Source organism: Aeromonas sp. R2-2, from assembly GCF_040908355.1.
Taxonomy (GTDB): Bacteria; Pseudomonadota; Gammaproteobacteria; order Enterobacterales; family Aeromonadaceae; genus Aeromonas; species Aeromonas veronii.
The window spans coordinates 37,367-53,031 of record NZ_JBFODQ010000081.1; the positions used below are offsets into that span (position 1 = coordinate 37,367).

Here is a 15,665-nt window from a genome sequence, read left to right on the forward strand (position 1 = left end):
GTGATGGAAGTATAGTGACTCCCTTTGACGATCTCCACGCCACAGCGTCAAAATTGACAGAAAAATCAACAAAGCAACTTCCCCACAACCAACCCGCATGGCAGAGGCAATAGCCCTACCAAGGGCGAGCCATCAGCGGCTGCTGGTGCGGCCCAATCTTGCCTGGTCGGAGATATTGTTCGGTTCTGCCATGCTGGCTGTATAGTTTTTGGTTAGCCATTTAGGTAAAATCCGCGCCCTTAAAGAGAAGCCACCTAAGAGTGATTGAGCGATGTCCAACACAAAACAGGCCCCCAAAGTAGGATTCGTCTCCTTGGGTTGCCCCAAAAACCTGGTCGATTCAGAACGCATCCTGACCCAGCTGCGTACCGAAGGGTACGATGTGGTGCCCAGCTATGACGATGCCGAGCTGGTCGTCGTCAACACCTGCGGCTTTATCGACAGCGCGGTGCAAGAGTCGCTGGAAGCGATCGGCGAAGCGCTGGCCGAGAACGGCAAGGTGATCGTCACCGGTTGCCTCGGCGCCAAAGAGAACCAGATCCGCGAGATCCACCCCAAGGTGCTCGAGATCACCGGCCCCCACGCCTATGAAGAGGTGCTGGGTCACGTCCACAAATATGTGGAGAAGCCGCAGCACAACCCCTTCACCAGTCTGGTTCCGGCCCACGGCGTCAAGCTGACCCCGCGCCACTATGCCTATCTGAAGATTTCCGAAGGGTGCAACCACCGCTGCACCTTCTGCATCATCCCCTCCATGCGCGGGGATCTGGTGAGCCGCCCCATCGGCGACGTGCTGGCAGAAGCCAAGCGCCTGAAAGAGGCGGGCGTGAAGGAGCTGCTGGTGATCTCCCAGGATACCTCCGCCTACGGCGTCGATGTGAAGCACCGCACCGGTTTCTACGACGGTATGCCGGTCAAGACCAGCATGGTCGCCCTGTGCGAAGAGCTGGCCAAGCTCGATATCTGGGTACGTCTGCACTACGTCTACCCCTACCCGCACGTAGATGACGTCATCCCGCTGATGCGCGATGGCAAGGTACTGCCCTACCTCGATATTCCGCTGCAGCACGCCAGCCCGCGCATCCTCAAACTGATGAAGCGCCCGGGTACCGTCGAGCGCACCCTGGAGCGGATCCAGAAGTGGCGCGAGATCTGCCCGCAGATCACCCTGCGTTCCACCTTTATCGTCGGCTTCCCGGGCGAGACCGAGGAAGATTTCCAGATGCTGCTGGACTTTATCGACAAGGCGGAGCTGGATCGCGTCGGCTGCTTCAAATACAGCCCGGTCGAAGGGGCGCTGGCCAACGAGCTGCCGGACCCGGTACCGGAAGCCGTACAGGAAGAGCGCTTCCAGCGCTTTATGGAGCTGCAACAGCAGGTCTCCATCCGCAAGCTGGCCCGCAAAGTGGGTCAGGAGATGACCGTTATCATCGACGAAGTGGACGAAGAGGGCGCCACTGGCCGCTCCTTCGCCGATGCACCGGAGATCGATGGTCTGGTCTACCTCAACGGCGAAACCGGCCTCAAGCCGGGGGACATGGTCAAGGTGCGGATCGACGAATCCGACGAATATGACCTGTGGGCCAGCCTGATTGGCTAACCCTGCCATGGGTAAACACGCCGCGCGTTGAGCCGATAGCGTTCAACGTAACTAAACAAAAAGCGCCTGATGGCGCTTTTTGTTTAACAACTACTGGCGATAAACCGCTAGCCGAGGTCGTGCAGTGCCTTGCCAAGGGGCGCTGTGAGGCGCAAATCAGAGAAACGCACCGCCAGTCCCTGCCGCTCCGGTGTGCAGCACATCACCCCGATAAAGCAACGTTCGCTTGGCGGAAACGGGGCTAGACGCAGCAACGGCCACACCTTGCCATCGGTGGAGTATTGCAGGCGCAGACAGTCCGCCAGCCGGGTCAGCCGCAGCCAGAAGCGGCGCGGATTGCCGGGGAAAATGCCGGTGGCCCAGTCAGAGCGCGGATTGGTCAGTACGCTGCCGATCATCGGCTGATCGTCGTTGTACTCGATCCCCGCCTTGAGCCAGTGCGCGTCGTCTTGCAGCAGCATCAGCCCCGCCTGATCGTAGAGGGTGGTGAACTCCCCCTCGACGCAGACCTGAAAGGTAAATTCCCCTGAAACATCACAACCATAGACATGGCCGCTGTGGCGCTCGAAGCCATACCAGGTGCTGCGCCAAAAATCGGTCTGCTGGTCTGTCACCACCTGCAAACCGCCCTCTGTCTGGTGCCACTCTGCCGGTTCATTGAGCCAGCGCCATTCCATTCCTTCCATCATCCTGCTTTGCTCCCTTTTATCCCGCGTAATCCCGCACAAACAGGGCTCGCCAACGCCTCGTCCGGTCACGACTGGTCATGGCTGCACCTTTGCGGAACCCATAAAAGGAGTCAATAGTGTCGCTATTGCCGCCCCGATACAAGGCTTGTGCGTTGCGCCATCAGTGCGCCCCAAAAAGCGCGGGGGGCCTGATGGCCCCCCGCAAACACACCGGATGAGAAAATGCCTTACTTGGCGGCGCTATCCCTCACGCACTTCTGGACAAAGCTGTTCTTGGCCGCGCCAGCCAGCTTCTTGTCGGCCGCCGCCTTCTCGCACTTGGCCGCCGGATCCACCGCCGCGCCCGTCTTCACGCACTTCTGGATAAAGCTGTTCTTGGCCGCTCCAGCCAGCTTCTTGTCGGCGGCCGCCTTCTCGCACTCGCCAGTTGCGGCGCCAGCGGCATCTTTCACACACTTGCCGATAAAGCTGGTCTTGGCGGCGCCGTTAAGCTTTTTGGCCGCGGCCTGCGCCTCGCACTGTAACTGGGCTGCGTCGTTGGCAAAAACCGGGTTGGCCAGCAGCACGCTGCCGCAGAGCAGGCCGAACAGGATGGTACGCTTCATGGGAGATCTCCTCACTATCTGGTGATGTGTTTGCATGGTCATATTGGCATGACGATGTGTTGCAAATGGTTGTGATTGCAACAGCTGATTGTTGCCGCAGATCCCCCGCCTCGCCAGCTTGGGAGCGGAGCAGAGGGCAACCATCGCCCGCACTATAGCGCCGATTGGCAGAGCAGGATTGCGCCCAGCCAGTCCCTCCGCAACGGCAAGCCAATCCCACTCTTCCACGCCACACCCACCAACCCCAATAAAATCAAGGGCCATGGGAATCCTGCCTGCGGTTCGTGCGATTTGTTGAGCCAGCGCAAAAAAGGCGATTTTTCTGATAGTTACGTCATTTTTTGACTGGCACGACCAGATTCGATTGGCCTATCATAGCCATCCGATGCCTATTCATCTGCGATGGGCTGCTGCCCCCGCTGGTTAATGGAGCATATTGGAAGCTGTAATCCACGGGCGGTAGCGTGGGTTTTGATGGCGTTACGCCCCACCCAAAAAGGTGGGTGTCCCAGATTTTGTTTAACAAGCCCCCCCTTCGTGGAAGACATAATGTCTACTTATCAAGGCGTATCCATAACATCGGATACATCACTCCACGATATTTTATCGTTTATCTTCACTCCGACTAGATATTATATAATGAATATAAAAACACTCGTCCTTTTATTGTTATTAACCCCAGCAAAACTATTCGCAGAGGATTTGGCTGAAGATTTCATTAAAAAATATGGTTACAAAAAGGCCATCGCACAGTTATTTGTTGTTGGTGTTCCTGCTGACTATAAAAACCATATTGATAGCGCCGAATTCAAAGAGTTGTTATCCAATATTGGCATTGGTGGTGTAATGATAAATAATTACAACCTACCATCATTTGAATTAAAGAAAGAAAATGATAAAGATATTGCATTTAGATATACAAGCAACTTCATTCAAAATATCGTTCATAGAGCCAGTAAAAATACATCTTACCCTGTAATCTTGTATGCTGACTTTGAGGGGTATGAATTTTCATCAATAAAATACCCATTAACAACTCTACCTAACCCATTAGTTCTCGCGTCAACTGGCGACACTAGATACGCTTATTTAGCAGGTCGATTAGCTGGCTATCAATTAAAATCCATTGGGGTCGACGTAATTTTTGGCCCAGTACTGGACCTCGAACATTCTACACAAGGCTTTCCAAACTCCTCAATATCACTCAGGGCCTTTTCTGAAAATAGAGCAATAATGATTCCATATGCTCAAGCCTATCTGGATGGACTAAGTGAAGGTAATATCCTTGCTTTTACAAAACACTTTCCTTCATATAGCCATGTTTATGCAAATGCACATAAAGAACCATCTGTTTATTCTGCATCCTCATCAGCGATTAAAGAAGAGTTGAAATCATTCAGTGATTTAGGGGATAAGTTTAGAGGGATAATGACCTCTCATTTGACAGTAAAAAATGAAGATGCATACACCCCAGTCACATACAATAAAAAATTCATAGAAAAGCATATTAAAAATGTCCCTAGATTATCCAATAAAATTATAATAACGGATGATTTATCTAACATGATATCATCTAAACAATATATACAAGAAAGATTTGTCAAGTTTTCTTATGCTTTGTCCTCATTAAATGCATTTAAAGCAGGACATGACCAATTACTTTTTTCCCACATCACTGGCATAGGAACGAAAAAACATAGTGATTTAACCTGTGCAGATATAAAAGCTAGCATTTCATTAATAGAAGATTTAATTACCAGTGACAATAGGTATGAGGAGCAATTAAAAAACAGCCTTAATAAAATCCTCATTTTAAAAAATGATATCTCAAAAATGAAATCAATGTATCCTTTAGACTATGAGGCAATAGAGGTATTGGATACTGAAAGCGAGTTATCTACGCTGACCAGATATCTAACATCCACATATGACAATGGAGTAATTCTAATAAGCAAGGGAAAAGGTAATAACCCATTATATAATTTAGATCTTCCTAAGAAAATATTAATAGGAACAGAAGATGCTATCGCCACATATTCTAATGAACTCGGTGGTGAACTATCATTTTCAACGTACAAAATTAAGAAAAACTATAACAAGAAAGATTTTCAAAACGAAAAAGATAAGTTCATAAAGCAACTTGAAAGTCATCAATTAATAATAATGAGTGTAGATAGCCTAGATCATCGAAATTTATTAGATCACGTGCGAATAAAGGCCCCACATTTGCTTGATAGGATAGTCGTCTTTCTACATGACACACCTAGTATTTTGAATGTAAAGCTTATGAACAGTATTTGGGTATATGGCAATTTCACAAAGGACCCACTTTCATACAAGTCTGACATTAAAATAATAAAGCATGAAATAGAAGCAAAAGAGTATACTCACCTGCCTATGTCACTAGGTGATAGAGGCATTCATGATGCAGTCAACACAATTCCTCCACAAATGAGTGGAATTAAAAGCAGACCAATTGTCATATATAAAACAAATGATGAAAAAAAACTTAGCCATGAACTAGATGGGTATAAGTTGCGACTGAAACATGCAGAGGAGAAAATAAAGTTTCTTTCGAGTGAAGTGGATAAAAGAGACGCAATAAGCAGCGATACGATTGTAATCATCACCCCCATTATCATTTTATTTATCTATTTCATTTCCATCACTAGATGGATATCCTCAATAATCAGAAATCAATTTTCTTCCGTTCCCCAAGAAGCTATTAAGTCAACATTATCATACTTAATTTATATCGTGCCATTATTAATGGTCACATATTACTATAGTAAAATGTATGCAAATGTTCAGTTCGTCAAAATAATCTCGAAATTCATATTTAATAAAAACGGCATAGAAATATAGATACACGCTTTCACTTTATGAAATAACACTTAATATCTTCACATTCTTCTAAGTAAGCTGTATCAATATTGGAATTTTACTATTACTCTCCCAATCACCTCCATACAGTACCTCACTAGATAATTAGAACAAAAATCCCCCATTACCGGGGGATTTTTATTTCTATCGGTTATCTCAGCTCAGCGGCTTACCCCACCAAAAACGCCCTTAACCGGGCAAACTCCGCAGGCAAATTAACGGAGAGCAGCGGCAGCTCGGCGTGCTTGGCCAGCGGGCCGGGCAGCGGCACATCCAGATTCAGGATCTCGTCTACTGACTCCTTGAACTTGGCAGGATGGGCGGTGCAGAGGAACACTCCCACTTCGTCCTCAGCCAGCTGTTCCCCCAGCAGATCCCAGGCAATGGCGCCGTGGGGTTCGCACAGGTAATCCAGCTGGTGCAGCCGTTTAAGGGCATCGCGGGTCTCGGCATCGTCACGCATGCCGGAGCCTAAGGTCTCCAGTGCCCAGCCCTTGCGGCGGCAGAGCTCTTCTACCCGCGGCCAGTTGTTGGGGCGGCTGACATCCATGGCGTTCGACAGGGTTGCCACTGTCTGGTGTGGCTCCCACTGACCGGTTTTCAGGTAGCGCGGCACGGTGTCGTTGGCGTTGGTAGCGGCGATAAAGCGCTTCACCGGCAGCCCCAGCGCCTTGGCGATAAGACCTGCGGTGAGGTTGCCAAAGTTGCCGGACGGCACGCTGATCACCGCCTTGGCGCGGTCGGCTTTCGGCAGCTGGGCCACCGCTTCGAAGTAGTAGCAAACCTGCGCCAGCAGGCGGCTGATATTGATGGAGTTGGCGGAGTTGAGGCCAATGGCCTTTTTCAGCGCCTCGTCGTCAAAGGCCTGTTTTACCAGCGCCTGACAGGCATCGAAGTCGCCATCGATGGCGATGGTGCGGATATTGCCGCCGAGGGTGCAGAAGAGCTTCTCCTGCAAGGGGCTGATCTTGCCCTTGGGATAGAGGATCACCACCTCGATCCCCTCCAGCCCATAGAAGGCGTGGGCCACGGCGGCGCCGGTGTCGCCGGAGGTGGCGGTGAGGATGGTGATCTTGTCGTTGGTGCGAAACGCCGCGAGGCACTGGGCCATAAAGCGGCCGCCGAAATCCTTGAACGCCAGGGTCGGGCCGTGGAACAGCTCAAGGGCATAAGTACCGTCTTTGAGTTTCACCAGCGGCGCCGGGAAGGTGAAGGCGGCGTTAACAAGCTCGCTCACCTTGGCGGCATGCACTTCGTCCCCCAGCAGGTGGCTCAGGATGCGGGCAGAGCGTTCGGCCAGCGGCAGATCGAGCAGGGCATCCACATCGGCGAGCGGTTCGAGTTGTTCGGGGAAGAAGAGCCCCTGTTCGCGACCCAAGCCCTGACGCACCGCCTGCGCGAAGCTCACCTGTTCGCTGTTGTCCTTGATGTTGTAGAGATTCATAGCTCGCTTCCTGTTACCCGTGCCCCGGCCATGTCCAGTTTGCAGACCCGGGCAAATCCATCTTCGTTCTGCACGAAATGTGCTTCCATCCAATCCTTCATCCGCTCGGCCTGCGCCAACTCCTTCATCACCACAAACACGGTGGGGCCGGAGCCGGAGATGCCGGTGGCCAGCGCCCCGTTCTGGGCCGCCTGCGCCCGCACCTCGGCAAAGCCTTCGATCAGCGCCGCGCGGTAGGGTTCGGCAATCACGTCTTTTAATACGCTCGCCGCCAGCGGCTCCTGCCCGGTGTAGCTGGCGTGGACAAAGGCAGCCAGACGGCGACCATAGGTGAGACAATCCTGACGACGATATTGGGCCGGCAGAATGGCGCGGGCCGCGGCGGTAGAGACCACGGTACCCGGATAGCAGACCACCCAGTACCACTGATCGAACACCGGAATGCCCTGGCTGATAACGCCGTGCTCTTCCAGCACCAGCTGCATGCCGCCCAGATAACAGGGGGCCACGTTGTCGTAGTGAACGGAGCCGGAGATCTTGCCTTCCATCTCCCCCATCAGCAGCAGCATGTCGTGCTCATCAAGCGGCTCGCCGTGGAAGGCATTGAGCCCTTCAAGGGCCGCCACCACGCTACAGGCGCTGGAACCCAGACCCGAGCCCACCGGCAGGTTCTTCTCCAGCACCATTTCGAGGGGCTTGAGTTTAAGGCCGCGCTTTTCCAGCGCCTCGCCATAGGCGACCCAGCAGTCATGGAGGATATTCTTTTTCGGATCATCCGGCAGCTTGTGGGCGTAACGGCCCACAGAGGACAGGGCAAAAGGCACGTCAGCGGCTTTTACCTGCACCCGATCACCGAGCAGAGAGCCATCAACGGGGGCGAGCGCCGCCCCCAGTACATCGAATCCCACGCTCAGGTTGGCGCTGGAGGCGGGGGCGTAGGCGACTACGCTGCCGCCTTCAGTCATATAAGAGGGGTACATGTCTGAACTCATGCTTACAACTCCTGCTTCCAGTTCTGGGTGCGCAGCACGTCGGCAAAGACGCCCGCCGCGGTCACTTCGGTACCGGCACCGTAGCCGCGCAGCACCAGCGGGATCGGCTGGTAGTAGGTGGAGAAGAAGGCGAGCGCGTTTTCCCCGTCTTTGACCTTGAACAGCGGCTCGTCGCCACCGACCGCCTTGATGGCCACCTTGCACTTGCCACCCTCGATGGAACCCACATAGCGCAGAACCTTGCCTTCACGCTGGGCGGCGGCGAACTGGTCGCGGAACCAGCCGTCGGCTTCGGGCAGGCGGGCCATAAAGGCTTCCACGTCGCCGCTCACATCAAAGCCGGGCGGCAGCGCCTGCTCGACTTCCACATCGGAGAGCTCCAGCGCCATGCCCGCCTCGCGAGCCAGAATGAGCAGCTTGCGCGCCACATCCATGCCGTTGAGATCGTCGCGGGGATCCGGCTCGGTAAAGCCGTTGCTGCGAGCGATCTTGGTGGCTTCAGAGAACGCCATCCCTTCATCCAGCTTGCCGAAGATAAAGGAGAGGGAACCGGACAGAATCCCGTCGAAAGCACGCAGCTTGTCACCGGCCTTGATCAGATTTTGCAGGTTCTCGATAACCGGCAGACCTGCGCCGACGTTAGTCTCGTACAGGAACTTGCGGCGAGTCTGGCGGGCAGTGCGACGCAGCGCCTTGTAGTAATCGAGCGAGCCGGTGTTGGCCTTCTTGTTCGGAGTCACCACATGGAAACCGGCGGCGAGGAAGTCGGCATACTGGACGGCAACCGCCTCGGAGGAGGTGCAGTCAACGATCACCGGGTTGATGATGTGGCTATCTTCCACCAGCTTTTTCACCCCTTCCAGCGAGAAGCTGTCGCGGGCTTCCACCAGCTGTTCGCGCCAGTTGGCGAGGTTCAGGCCATCCTTGTTGACCGCCATCTGGCGGCTGTTGGCGATGCCCACTACCCGCAGGCCAGTGCCCTGCTCGGCCAGTACCGGTTGCTGGCGGGCAATCTGATCCACCAGCGCGGCACCGACGCCGCCGACTCCGACCACAAAGAGATCGATAAACTGCTGGCTGCCAAAGAAGTTCTGGTGGCACGCCTTGATGGCTTCCGCCACCTTGCGATCCCGCACCACCGCCGAGATAGAGCGCTCGCTAGAGCCCTGCGCAATGGCGACGATGTTGATGGAGGCTTGCGCCAGCGAGGTGAAGAAGCGGGCCGCCATCCCCTTGCTGGTGCGCATGCCGTCACCGATCAGGGAGATGATCGCCAGATCGCTGATGATATCCAGCGGCTCCAGCAGCTGGTTTTTGAATTCCAGCTCGAACTCACGCTCCAGCACCTTGCGGGTCTTCTCACTGTCGTAGCTGTGGATACAGAAGCTGACGCTGTACTCGGAAGATGACTGGGTGATCAGCACGATACTGACCCCGGCGCGGGAGACGGCGGAGAAGATGCGACCGGCCATGCCGACCATCCCCTTCATGCCGGGACCGGAGACGTTGAACATGCACATGCCGGAGAGATCCGAGATGGCCTTCACTTTCAGGTCATCGTCGCCGCTCTCGGGGCCGATCAGGGTGCCCGGCCCTTGCGGGTTGAAGCTGTTCTTGATGAGGCAGGGAATATGGAACTGGGCCACCGGCGCGATGGTTTTCGGGTGCAGCACCTTGGCGCCGAAGTAGGAGAGCTCCATCGCCTCCTTGTAGGAGAGGGTTTTCAGCAGATAGGCATCCGGCACCAGACGGGGATCGCAGCTGTAGCAGCCTTCGACGTCAGTCCAGATCTCGCAGCACTCGGCATCGACGCAGGCGGCCAATACGGCTGCGGAGTAGTCGGAACCGTTGCGACCCAGCAGCACGGTCTCACCCTTGTCGCTGCCACCGGTAAAGCCCGGCATCAGGTAAAGACATGACTCTTTTCCAGAGGGGCCCTGCCCCTCTACAGCTGGACGCAGCCCCTTGGCGGCAAAGCGCAGGCGGGAGGCTTCGATATCGACATGGGCTTCCAGATAGCCGCCGTCGGTCACCAACAGCTCTTCCGGTACGATCAGCTCCAGATCCAGACCGCGCACCCGCAGCAGTTCGTGCATAAAGGCGATGGAGAGGTTCTCGCCACGGCTCAGAATGCGCGCCTGCACGTTGTCCGGGCAGAGGCCCAGCAGACGAATGCCCTGCATCAGCCGCTCCACCTGATCCAGCTCGGCGGTGAGGCGGGCCAGCAGCGCCTTGTCATCGAGCGCCGGATAGGCCGCCTTCAACCCGGCCAGCAGTCGGGAGAAGATACCGTTGACTTCAAACAGGGTGGAACTGGCATCCATGCCGCGACTGGTCTGTTCCACCAGCGCAACCAGATGATTGGTCACCTTGGCAGGGGCAGAGAGCACCAGGGCTACCTGAGATTGGCCGTGGGTGTTGACCGCGATATCGGCCACCCGTAAAAAACGTTCTGCATCGGCCAGTGAAGACCCGCCAAATTTCAACACTCTCATCGCTTTCTCTCCCTGTAAATCTATGAAATTCAATCTAAAAACCAATCCAACAAAAAGGCCCGTACTGGGTGGGTACGGGCCTTTTTTGATTTCTGTGCTTGTTCGTCAGCGCATCAACCGGCCCCAGTGCCACCTGTGGTGGTACCGGTAATAATGGTGGTGGTGATGACGTTGGTGAATAACTGCATGACGAACACTCGTTGACGAAGCTGGCTTTTAGCAATACCGCGGCTGGCCTTGGGCTGTCAACTTAAACCTCTTTGCCAAGTTTGCGCGCAAGGTCTTTGCAGAGCAGGTGGAGCATGTTCAAATCCCGCTGCGGCAGCATGGGCACCCGGTCCATCACCCATTGATGCAGTTTTTCATCCTGCGAAACTCCGAGTTCACCCAGCAATTCTGCTGTTTTGCTTTTCAGCACCCGAACCTGCCCGGCGTTATCAAAATTTTCTGCTACCGCAGCGGCGCCGTCGGTATTCAGCTCATCCATCAGCTGACTCATCTCGTAGGCGTAGAGCATGATCGCCTGCCCCAGATTGAGGGACGGGTAGCTCACCTTGAGGGGCAGATAGCTGATGAGATCGACCTCGGCCAGCTGCTCGTTGGAAAGCCCCGACTCCTCGCAGCCAAAGACGATGGCCACCTTGTTGAGTGAAGGCTTGCTGCGGATCTGCTCGCGGATCTCCCCCGGGGTGAGGTAGTGCTGGTAGCGACCGCGCTCACGGGCAGTGGTGGCGATCACCAGATCCATGTCCGCCAGCGCCTCGGGCAGGGTGTCGAACGCCTCGGCCTGAGTCAGGATCTCCTGAGCGCCGTGAGCTACCCAGCTCGCCTCCTCCTCTTCGTGTACCCGGCTCGCCACCAGTCGCATGGCATCGAATCCCATGGTTTTCATGGCGCGGGCCGCCGCCCCCACGTTCGCAGGACGGGCAGGTGCCACCAGGACAAAATAGAGCTTCATCGGGTTTCCTCACAGGCCGGACGGCCTCTCAAACAGACAGCAAACAGTCGCTAAACCATCACCAAAACAGGGGCGCAATCTACCGTTTATCCCCGAAAATTGCCACTTGAACAGACGTTTGAATGTTGCGATAGTGGCCAGACGTGTGAACAAATTACACCCAATCCTTCGCGCTATCGGCCCGACAGATCACAAGGAAGAGAGAGATGCAGCAGCCATTGGAACAGGCCGTCGCCGAGACTATCTTGCAACGCTTCGAGTCGTTTTACAGCCGGTTTCTCGAGATAACCCAGGGCAGCAAGAGCCGCTTCGAGAACAGTGACTGGCTGGGGGTGCAGCTCGCCGGGCGCGAGCGAATTCGCCTCTATGACCACCATGTGGGGGCCACCGCCAGCTCCATCCGCCAGATGATGGGGGAGCACCACGCCACTCAGGAGCTGCTCAAACGGGTCAAAAGCGCCTTCAGCGATCTGCTGCCCCGTTGTGACAACTTCGAGGTGGCGGAGTCCTTCTTCAACTCCGTCTATCGCCGGATCTTTCGCCATCGCAATATCCGCGACGAGAACCTCTATATCCACCCCTTTGTCAGCCGTGGCGAAAAACCGGACCTGAGCGCCCTGCTGCGCATCTATCGCACCGATCTAGCCCACCTGCCACAGACGTTGAGCCAGCTTTTGGGGGATTACAGCTTCACCCTCCCCTACGAGGACAAGCAGCGTGATATTGTCGACATCCACCGCCATCTTGCCGAGAACGGCCCGCAAATCCTCCATGACGAGCCGTTTGCCATCGAGCTGCTCAAAGAGGTGTTCTACCGCAACAAGGGGGCCTATCTGGTGGGGCTGATCCGGGCCCGGGAGCAGGTATTCCCCTTTATCCTGCCCCTGCTCAGCACAGGCCATAGCATCTATGTGGATACCGTCATCTTCGAGCCGGATCTCGCCTCCATCGTCTTTGGCTTCGCCCGCGCCTACTTTATGGTCTATGCCCGTGAACCGGCGCTGTTTGTCGCCTTCCTACGCCAGATCATGCCCCACAAGCCCGATTACGAGATCTACAACGCCATCGGCTGCCAGAAGCACGGCAAGACCGAGCTCTATCGCCACTACCGTCACCATCTGGCCCAGAGCCGGGATCAGTTCATCATCGCGCCCGGCATCAAGGGGATGGTGATGAGCGTGTTCACCCTCCCCTCCTACGATGTGGTGTTCAAGGTGATAAAAGACGAGTTCACGCCCCCCAAGGATGTGAGCCATGAGCAGGTGAAGGCAAAATACCGGCTGGTTAAACAGCACGACCGGGTTGGCCGGATGGCCGATACCCAGGAGTTCACCAACTTCGAGTTTCCGCTGGATCGCATCTCGCCCGAACTCCTTGCCGAGCTCAAGACGGTGGCACCGTCGGCGCTCACCATCACAGACGACAAGCTGGTGATCAAGCACCTCTATACCGAGCGCAAAATGATCCCCCTCAACCTTTATCTGGACAAGGCGGACGAGCAGCAGACCCGCCTCGCGCTGGAGGAGTACGGCAACGCCATCAAGCAGCTGGCGGCGGCCAACATCTTCCCGGGGGACATGCTGTTCAAGAACTTTGGCGTCACCCGTCACGGCCGGGTGGTCTTCTACGACTACGACGAGATCTGCTACATGACGGAGTGCAACTTCCGCCAGATCCCGCCGCCGCGCTACCCCGAGGATGAGTGGAGCGCCGAACCCTGGTACTCGGTGGCCCCCAACGACATCTTCCCGGAAGAGTTCGCCACCTTCCTGCTGCAAAAACCGCAGGTGCGGGAGATCATGTTGCAACTGCACAAGGAGATGTTCGACGCCAACTACTGGAAGATGCTGCAGAGCAACATCAAGGTGGGGGTGTTCGAGGATGTCTATCCCTACCGGCGCAAGAAGCGCTTCAAATACCAGCGCGGCGGCTGATCCCACAGAGTCCGCGCACATCGCAGCTACGAAAACGGGGTGGCCCAAGCCACCCCGTTTTGCTATCCGCTTTGCGCCTTAACTGCCGCGACGGCGGATCACCCCCTCCTGCATGGTGCTCGCCACCAGCACTCCATCGCGGGTGAAGAACTGACCGCGTACCAGACCGCGACCGCTGCTGGCGCTCGGGCTGTCTACCACGTAGAGCAGCCAGTCGTCGAAGCGGAAATCCCGGTGGAACCACATGGAGTGATCGATGGTCGCCACCTGCATATCCGGCTCCCAGTAGGACACCCCGTGGGGCTGCAGCGAGGTGAGCAGGAAGTTGAAGTCGGAGGCGTAGGCCAGCAGGTATTTGTGCACCCGCAGATCGTCCGGCATCTGACCGTTGACCTTGAACCAGACGTGGCGCACCGGATCCTGCACCGTCGGACGAATAGGATCGACCAGGGTCACCGGGCGCATCTCGATGGGCTGCTCGCAGAGGATTTTATCGCGCAGGGAGGCCGGGATCAGGTTCTCGTAGGGGCGCACCAGCTCGAGCTCGCTCTTGAGCTCCTCCGGCGGAGTGATGCCGGTGGGCATCTGCGCCTGATGCTCGAAACCATCGGCCGGCACCTGAAACGAGGCGTTGAGATAGAAGATGGGCTTGCCGCCCTGAATCGCCTTGACCCGGCGGGTGGAGACGGTCTGGCCGTCGCGGATATTCTCCACGTCATAGACGATGGGACGGGTCACATCCCCCGGACGCAGGAAGTAGGAGTGAAAACTGTGAACCTGACGGCCGGTCTCGACCGTCTGCTTGGCGGCTGACAAGGCCTGCCCCATTACCTGTCCGCCAAACACGGCCCGCAGACCGAGATCCTGGCTCTGGCCCCGAAACAGGCCCTCCTCGATTTTTTCCAGCGCCAGCAACGCCAGCAGCTCATCAAGTACCTTGCTCATCGTTCACTCCTCTATCAGAGCCGCACAGGCTAACAAGCTCACCGGAGCAGAGCAACCGCCACAACCCCTTCCGCCCGCCAAAGGGAACTTCAAGGGCCATACACCGCGACCAGCAGCATTTATCGAGTCTGTTTTTTCCTTGCCAGAACCGCTACGCTGTCAGCAATCGATAGAGGTGAGGTCACCCGCCATGCACATCCGTTATCCGGTAACGCCCTCTGCCATTTATCGACTCCGCTCGTCCCTTCGCCTTCGTGCCACCCTGTTTGCTCTTTCGCTGCTCCCGGCCGCCACTGTGCAGAGCGCGGTAATTATCACCGGCGAATTGCCCCCCTACTCTTCAGCGACGCTGGCCAATGGCGGCGAGCTGGCAAGCAAGGTGCTCACCACTCTCAAAGCGGCAGGCCACCCGGATCTGAGGGTCTCCTACCAGCCCTGGCCGAGAGGACTTAAAAACATCGAGCTAGGCAACGCTATCGCCGCCTTCCCCTTTACCTGGACCAACGAGCGCAGCAACAGCCTGCTGTTCAGTACCCCCATCGCCTTCGATATCCAGTCCTGGTACACCACGCCCGACAAGAAGGGGCTGGAATCCCCGCCCTAGCAGCAGAAAACCGCCTGCGTGCCCAAGGGGTGGTTCTCCGATGCTATCGAGCGGGTGACCATCGAGCAGAAGCTGGTCGTCAGAACCACCAACCGCCTCAACCAGTGTGTCGAACTGCTGAAAAAGGGCAAAGTCGATCTGGTGCCCATCAACGACACCTCGAAAAAGAACCTCTCGGAGGAGGACAACGCCGCCCTCTACCGCCTCTCGTTGTTTCGCCAGAACGTCACCTTCTATCTGGTCACCGCCCGCAATGAAGAGGGAGAGATGTTTATCCGCGACTTCAACAAAGAGTGGATGACACCAGCCAACTGAGGAGTGTGAGAGCAATCATTGCCATATGACCGGAGCCAGCCGGCAGCTGGAGGTCACCCGCTAGAGATGAAAAAGGCCCGCACCAGTTGGTGCGGGCCTTTGCTTGGCCGACTGTGCGCTATTTGACGGCGCGCAGTTCGCAACGGGTTGTCGGCTTACTTGCTGCCGGTACCGGAGTTGCGGGTAGAGGCTTGCGGCTTG

General features: G+C 55.9%; 12 protein-coding genes. 5 read left to right on the forward strand and 7 right to left on the reverse strand.

Translation table 11 applies throughout. The annotated features are described in order from the left end of the window. The first annotated feature begins 271 nt into the window (after positions 1 to 271). Positions 272 to 1,600 carry a 30S ribosomal protein S12 methylthiotransferase RimO gene (gene rimO / locus AB5Z09_RS17640; RefSeq protein WP_368195858.1) on the forward strand — a complete coding sequence of 443 codons (1,329 nt, stop codon included), beginning with the start codon at positions 272 to 274 and terminating at the stop codon, positions 1,598 to 1,600. Between the two features lie 107 nt (positions 1,601 to 1,707). Here the strand turns inward: rimO and AB5Z09_RS17645 are convergent, their stop codons facing one another. Both AB5Z09_RS17645 and AB5Z09_RS17650 read right to left on the reverse strand, forming a co-directional pair. Next, entirely contained in the window at positions 1,708 to 2,289 is a 582-nt protein-coding gene (locus AB5Z09_RS17645; RefSeq protein WP_368195859.1) for a DUF1349 domain-containing protein, read from the reverse strand. Between the two features lie 227 nt (positions 2,290 to 2,516). Beyond that, positions 2,517 to 2,894: a hypothetical protein gene (locus AB5Z09_RS17650; RefSeq protein WP_368195860.1), complete on the reverse strand. Its 378-nt coding sequence runs from the start codon at positions 2,892 to 2,894 to the stop codon at positions 2,517 to 2,519. A 549-nt stretch (positions 2,895 to 3,443) separates the two neighbouring features. Here AB5Z09_RS17650 and AB5Z09_RS17655 point away from each other — a divergent pair. Then, entirely contained in the window at positions 3,444 to 5,759 is a 2,316-nt protein-coding gene (locus AB5Z09_RS17655) for a glycoside hydrolase family 3 N-terminal domain-containing protein (protein WP_368195861.1), read from the forward strand. 187 nt (positions 5,760 to 5,946) lie between these two features. Here AB5Z09_RS17655 and thrC read toward each other — a convergent pair whose 3' ends face one another. From thrC to AB5Z09_RS17675, 4 genes are all read right to left on the reverse strand, one after another. After that, complete coding sequence (gene thrC, locus AB5Z09_RS17660; RefSeq protein WP_368195862.1) at positions 5,947 to 7,221, reverse strand: threonine synthase; 1,275 nt, start codon at positions 7,219 to 7,221, stop codon at positions 5,947 to 5,949. Then, positions 7,218 to 8,213 carry a homoserine kinase gene (thrB, locus tag AB5Z09_RS17665; RefSeq protein ID WP_368195863.1) on the reverse strand — a complete coding sequence of 332 codons (996 nt, stop codon included), beginning with the start codon at positions 8,211 to 8,213 and terminating at the stop codon, positions 7,218 to 7,220. The genes thrC and thrB overlap by 4 nt, the downstream gene beginning before the upstream one ends. A gap of 2 nt (positions 8,214 to 8,215) precedes the next feature. Then, a complete protein-coding gene (gene thrA, locus AB5Z09_RS17670) occupies positions 8,216 to 10,708 on the reverse strand; it encodes a bifunctional aspartate kinase/homoserine dehydrogenase I (RefSeq protein WP_368195864.1) in 2,493 nt (830 codons plus the stop codon). Between the two features lie 250 nt (positions 10,709 to 10,958). Continuing rightward, a complete protein-coding gene (locus AB5Z09_RS17675) occupies positions 10,959 to 11,666 on the reverse strand; it encodes a tRNA/rRNA methyltransferase (protein ID WP_368195865.1) in 708 nt (235 codons plus the stop codon). 206 nt (positions 11,667 to 11,872) lie between these two features. Between AB5Z09_RS17675 and aceK the strand changes: the two genes are divergently transcribed. Continuing rightward, positions 11,873 to 13,600, forward strand: a complete 1,728-nt coding sequence (gene aceK / locus AB5Z09_RS17680) for a bifunctional isocitrate dehydrogenase kinase/phosphatase (protein WP_111901738.1) — start codon at positions 11,873 to 11,875, stop codon at positions 13,598 to 13,600. A gap of 78 nt (positions 13,601 to 13,678) precedes the next feature. Here aceK and tesB read toward each other — a convergent pair whose 3' ends face one another. Further along, positions 13,679 to 14,545: an acyl-CoA thioesterase II gene (tesB, locus tag AB5Z09_RS17685; protein WP_167564773.1), complete on the reverse strand. Its 867-nt coding sequence runs from the start codon at positions 14,543 to 14,545 to the stop codon at positions 13,679 to 13,681. 190 nt (positions 14,546 to 14,735) lie between these two features. Between tesB and AB5Z09_RS17690 the strand changes: the two genes are divergently transcribed. Both AB5Z09_RS17690 and AB5Z09_RS17695 read left to right on the forward strand, forming a co-directional pair. Beyond that, positions 14,736 to 15,149: a hypothetical protein gene (locus AB5Z09_RS17690; RefSeq protein WP_368195866.1), complete on the forward strand. Its 414-nt coding sequence runs from the start codon at positions 14,736 to 14,738 to the stop codon at positions 15,147 to 15,149. Positions 15,150 to 15,167: 18 nt separating this feature from the next. After that, positions 15,168 to 15,464 carry a hypothetical protein gene (locus AB5Z09_RS17695; protein WP_368195867.1) on the forward strand — a complete coding sequence of 99 codons (297 nt, stop codon included), beginning with the start codon at positions 15,168 to 15,170 and terminating at the stop codon, positions 15,462 to 15,464. The last annotated feature ends 201 nt before the right edge of the window (positions 15,465 to 15,665 follow it).

What these genes read in the sequence shown, in the direction of transcription:
- AB5Z09_RS17675 (WP_368195865.1), bottom strand. Translation starts at nt 11,666, where the DNA reads ATGAAGCTCTATTTTGTCCTGGTGGCACCTGCCCGTCCTGCGAACGTG.
- thrC (WP_368195862.1), bottom strand. Translation starts at nt 7,221, where the DNA reads ATGAATCTCTACAACATCAAGGACAACAGCGAACAGGTGAGCTTCGCG.
- thrB (WP_368195863.1), bottom strand. Translation starts at nt 8,213, where the DNA reads ATGAGTTCAGACATGTACCCCTCTTATATGACTGAAGGCGGCAGCGTA.
- rimO (WP_368195858.1), top strand. Translation starts at nt 272, where the DNA reads ATGTCCAACACAAAACAGGCCCCCAAAGTAGGATTCGTCTCCTTGGGT.
- AB5Z09_RS17645 (WP_368195859.1), bottom strand. Translation starts at nt 2,289, where the DNA reads ATGATGGAAGGAATGGAATGGCGCTGGCTCAATGAACCGGCAGAGTGG.
- aceK (WP_111901738.1), top strand. Translation starts at nt 11,873, where the DNA reads ATGCAGCAGCCATTGGAACAGGCCGTCGCCGAGACTATCTTGCAACGC.
- thrA (WP_368195864.1), bottom strand. Translation starts at nt 10,708, where the DNA reads ATGAGAGTGTTGAAATTTGGCGGGTCTTCACTGGCCGATGCAGAACGT.
- AB5Z09_RS17655 (WP_368195861.1), top strand. Translation starts at nt 3,444, where the DNA reads ATGTCTACTTATCAAGGCGTATCCATAACATCGGATACATCACTCCAC.
- AB5Z09_RS17690 (WP_368195866.1), top strand. Translation starts at nt 14,736, where the DNA reads ATGCACATCCGTTATCCGGTAACGCCCTCTGCCATTTATCGACTCCGC.
- AB5Z09_RS17650 (WP_368195860.1), bottom strand. Translation starts at nt 2,894, where the DNA reads ATGAAGCGTACCATCCTGTTCGGCCTGCTCTGCGGCAGCGTGCTGCTG.
- tesB (WP_167564773.1), bottom strand. Translation starts at nt 14,545, where the DNA reads ATGAGCAAGGTACTTGATGAGCTGCTGGCGTTGCTGGCGCTGGAAAAA.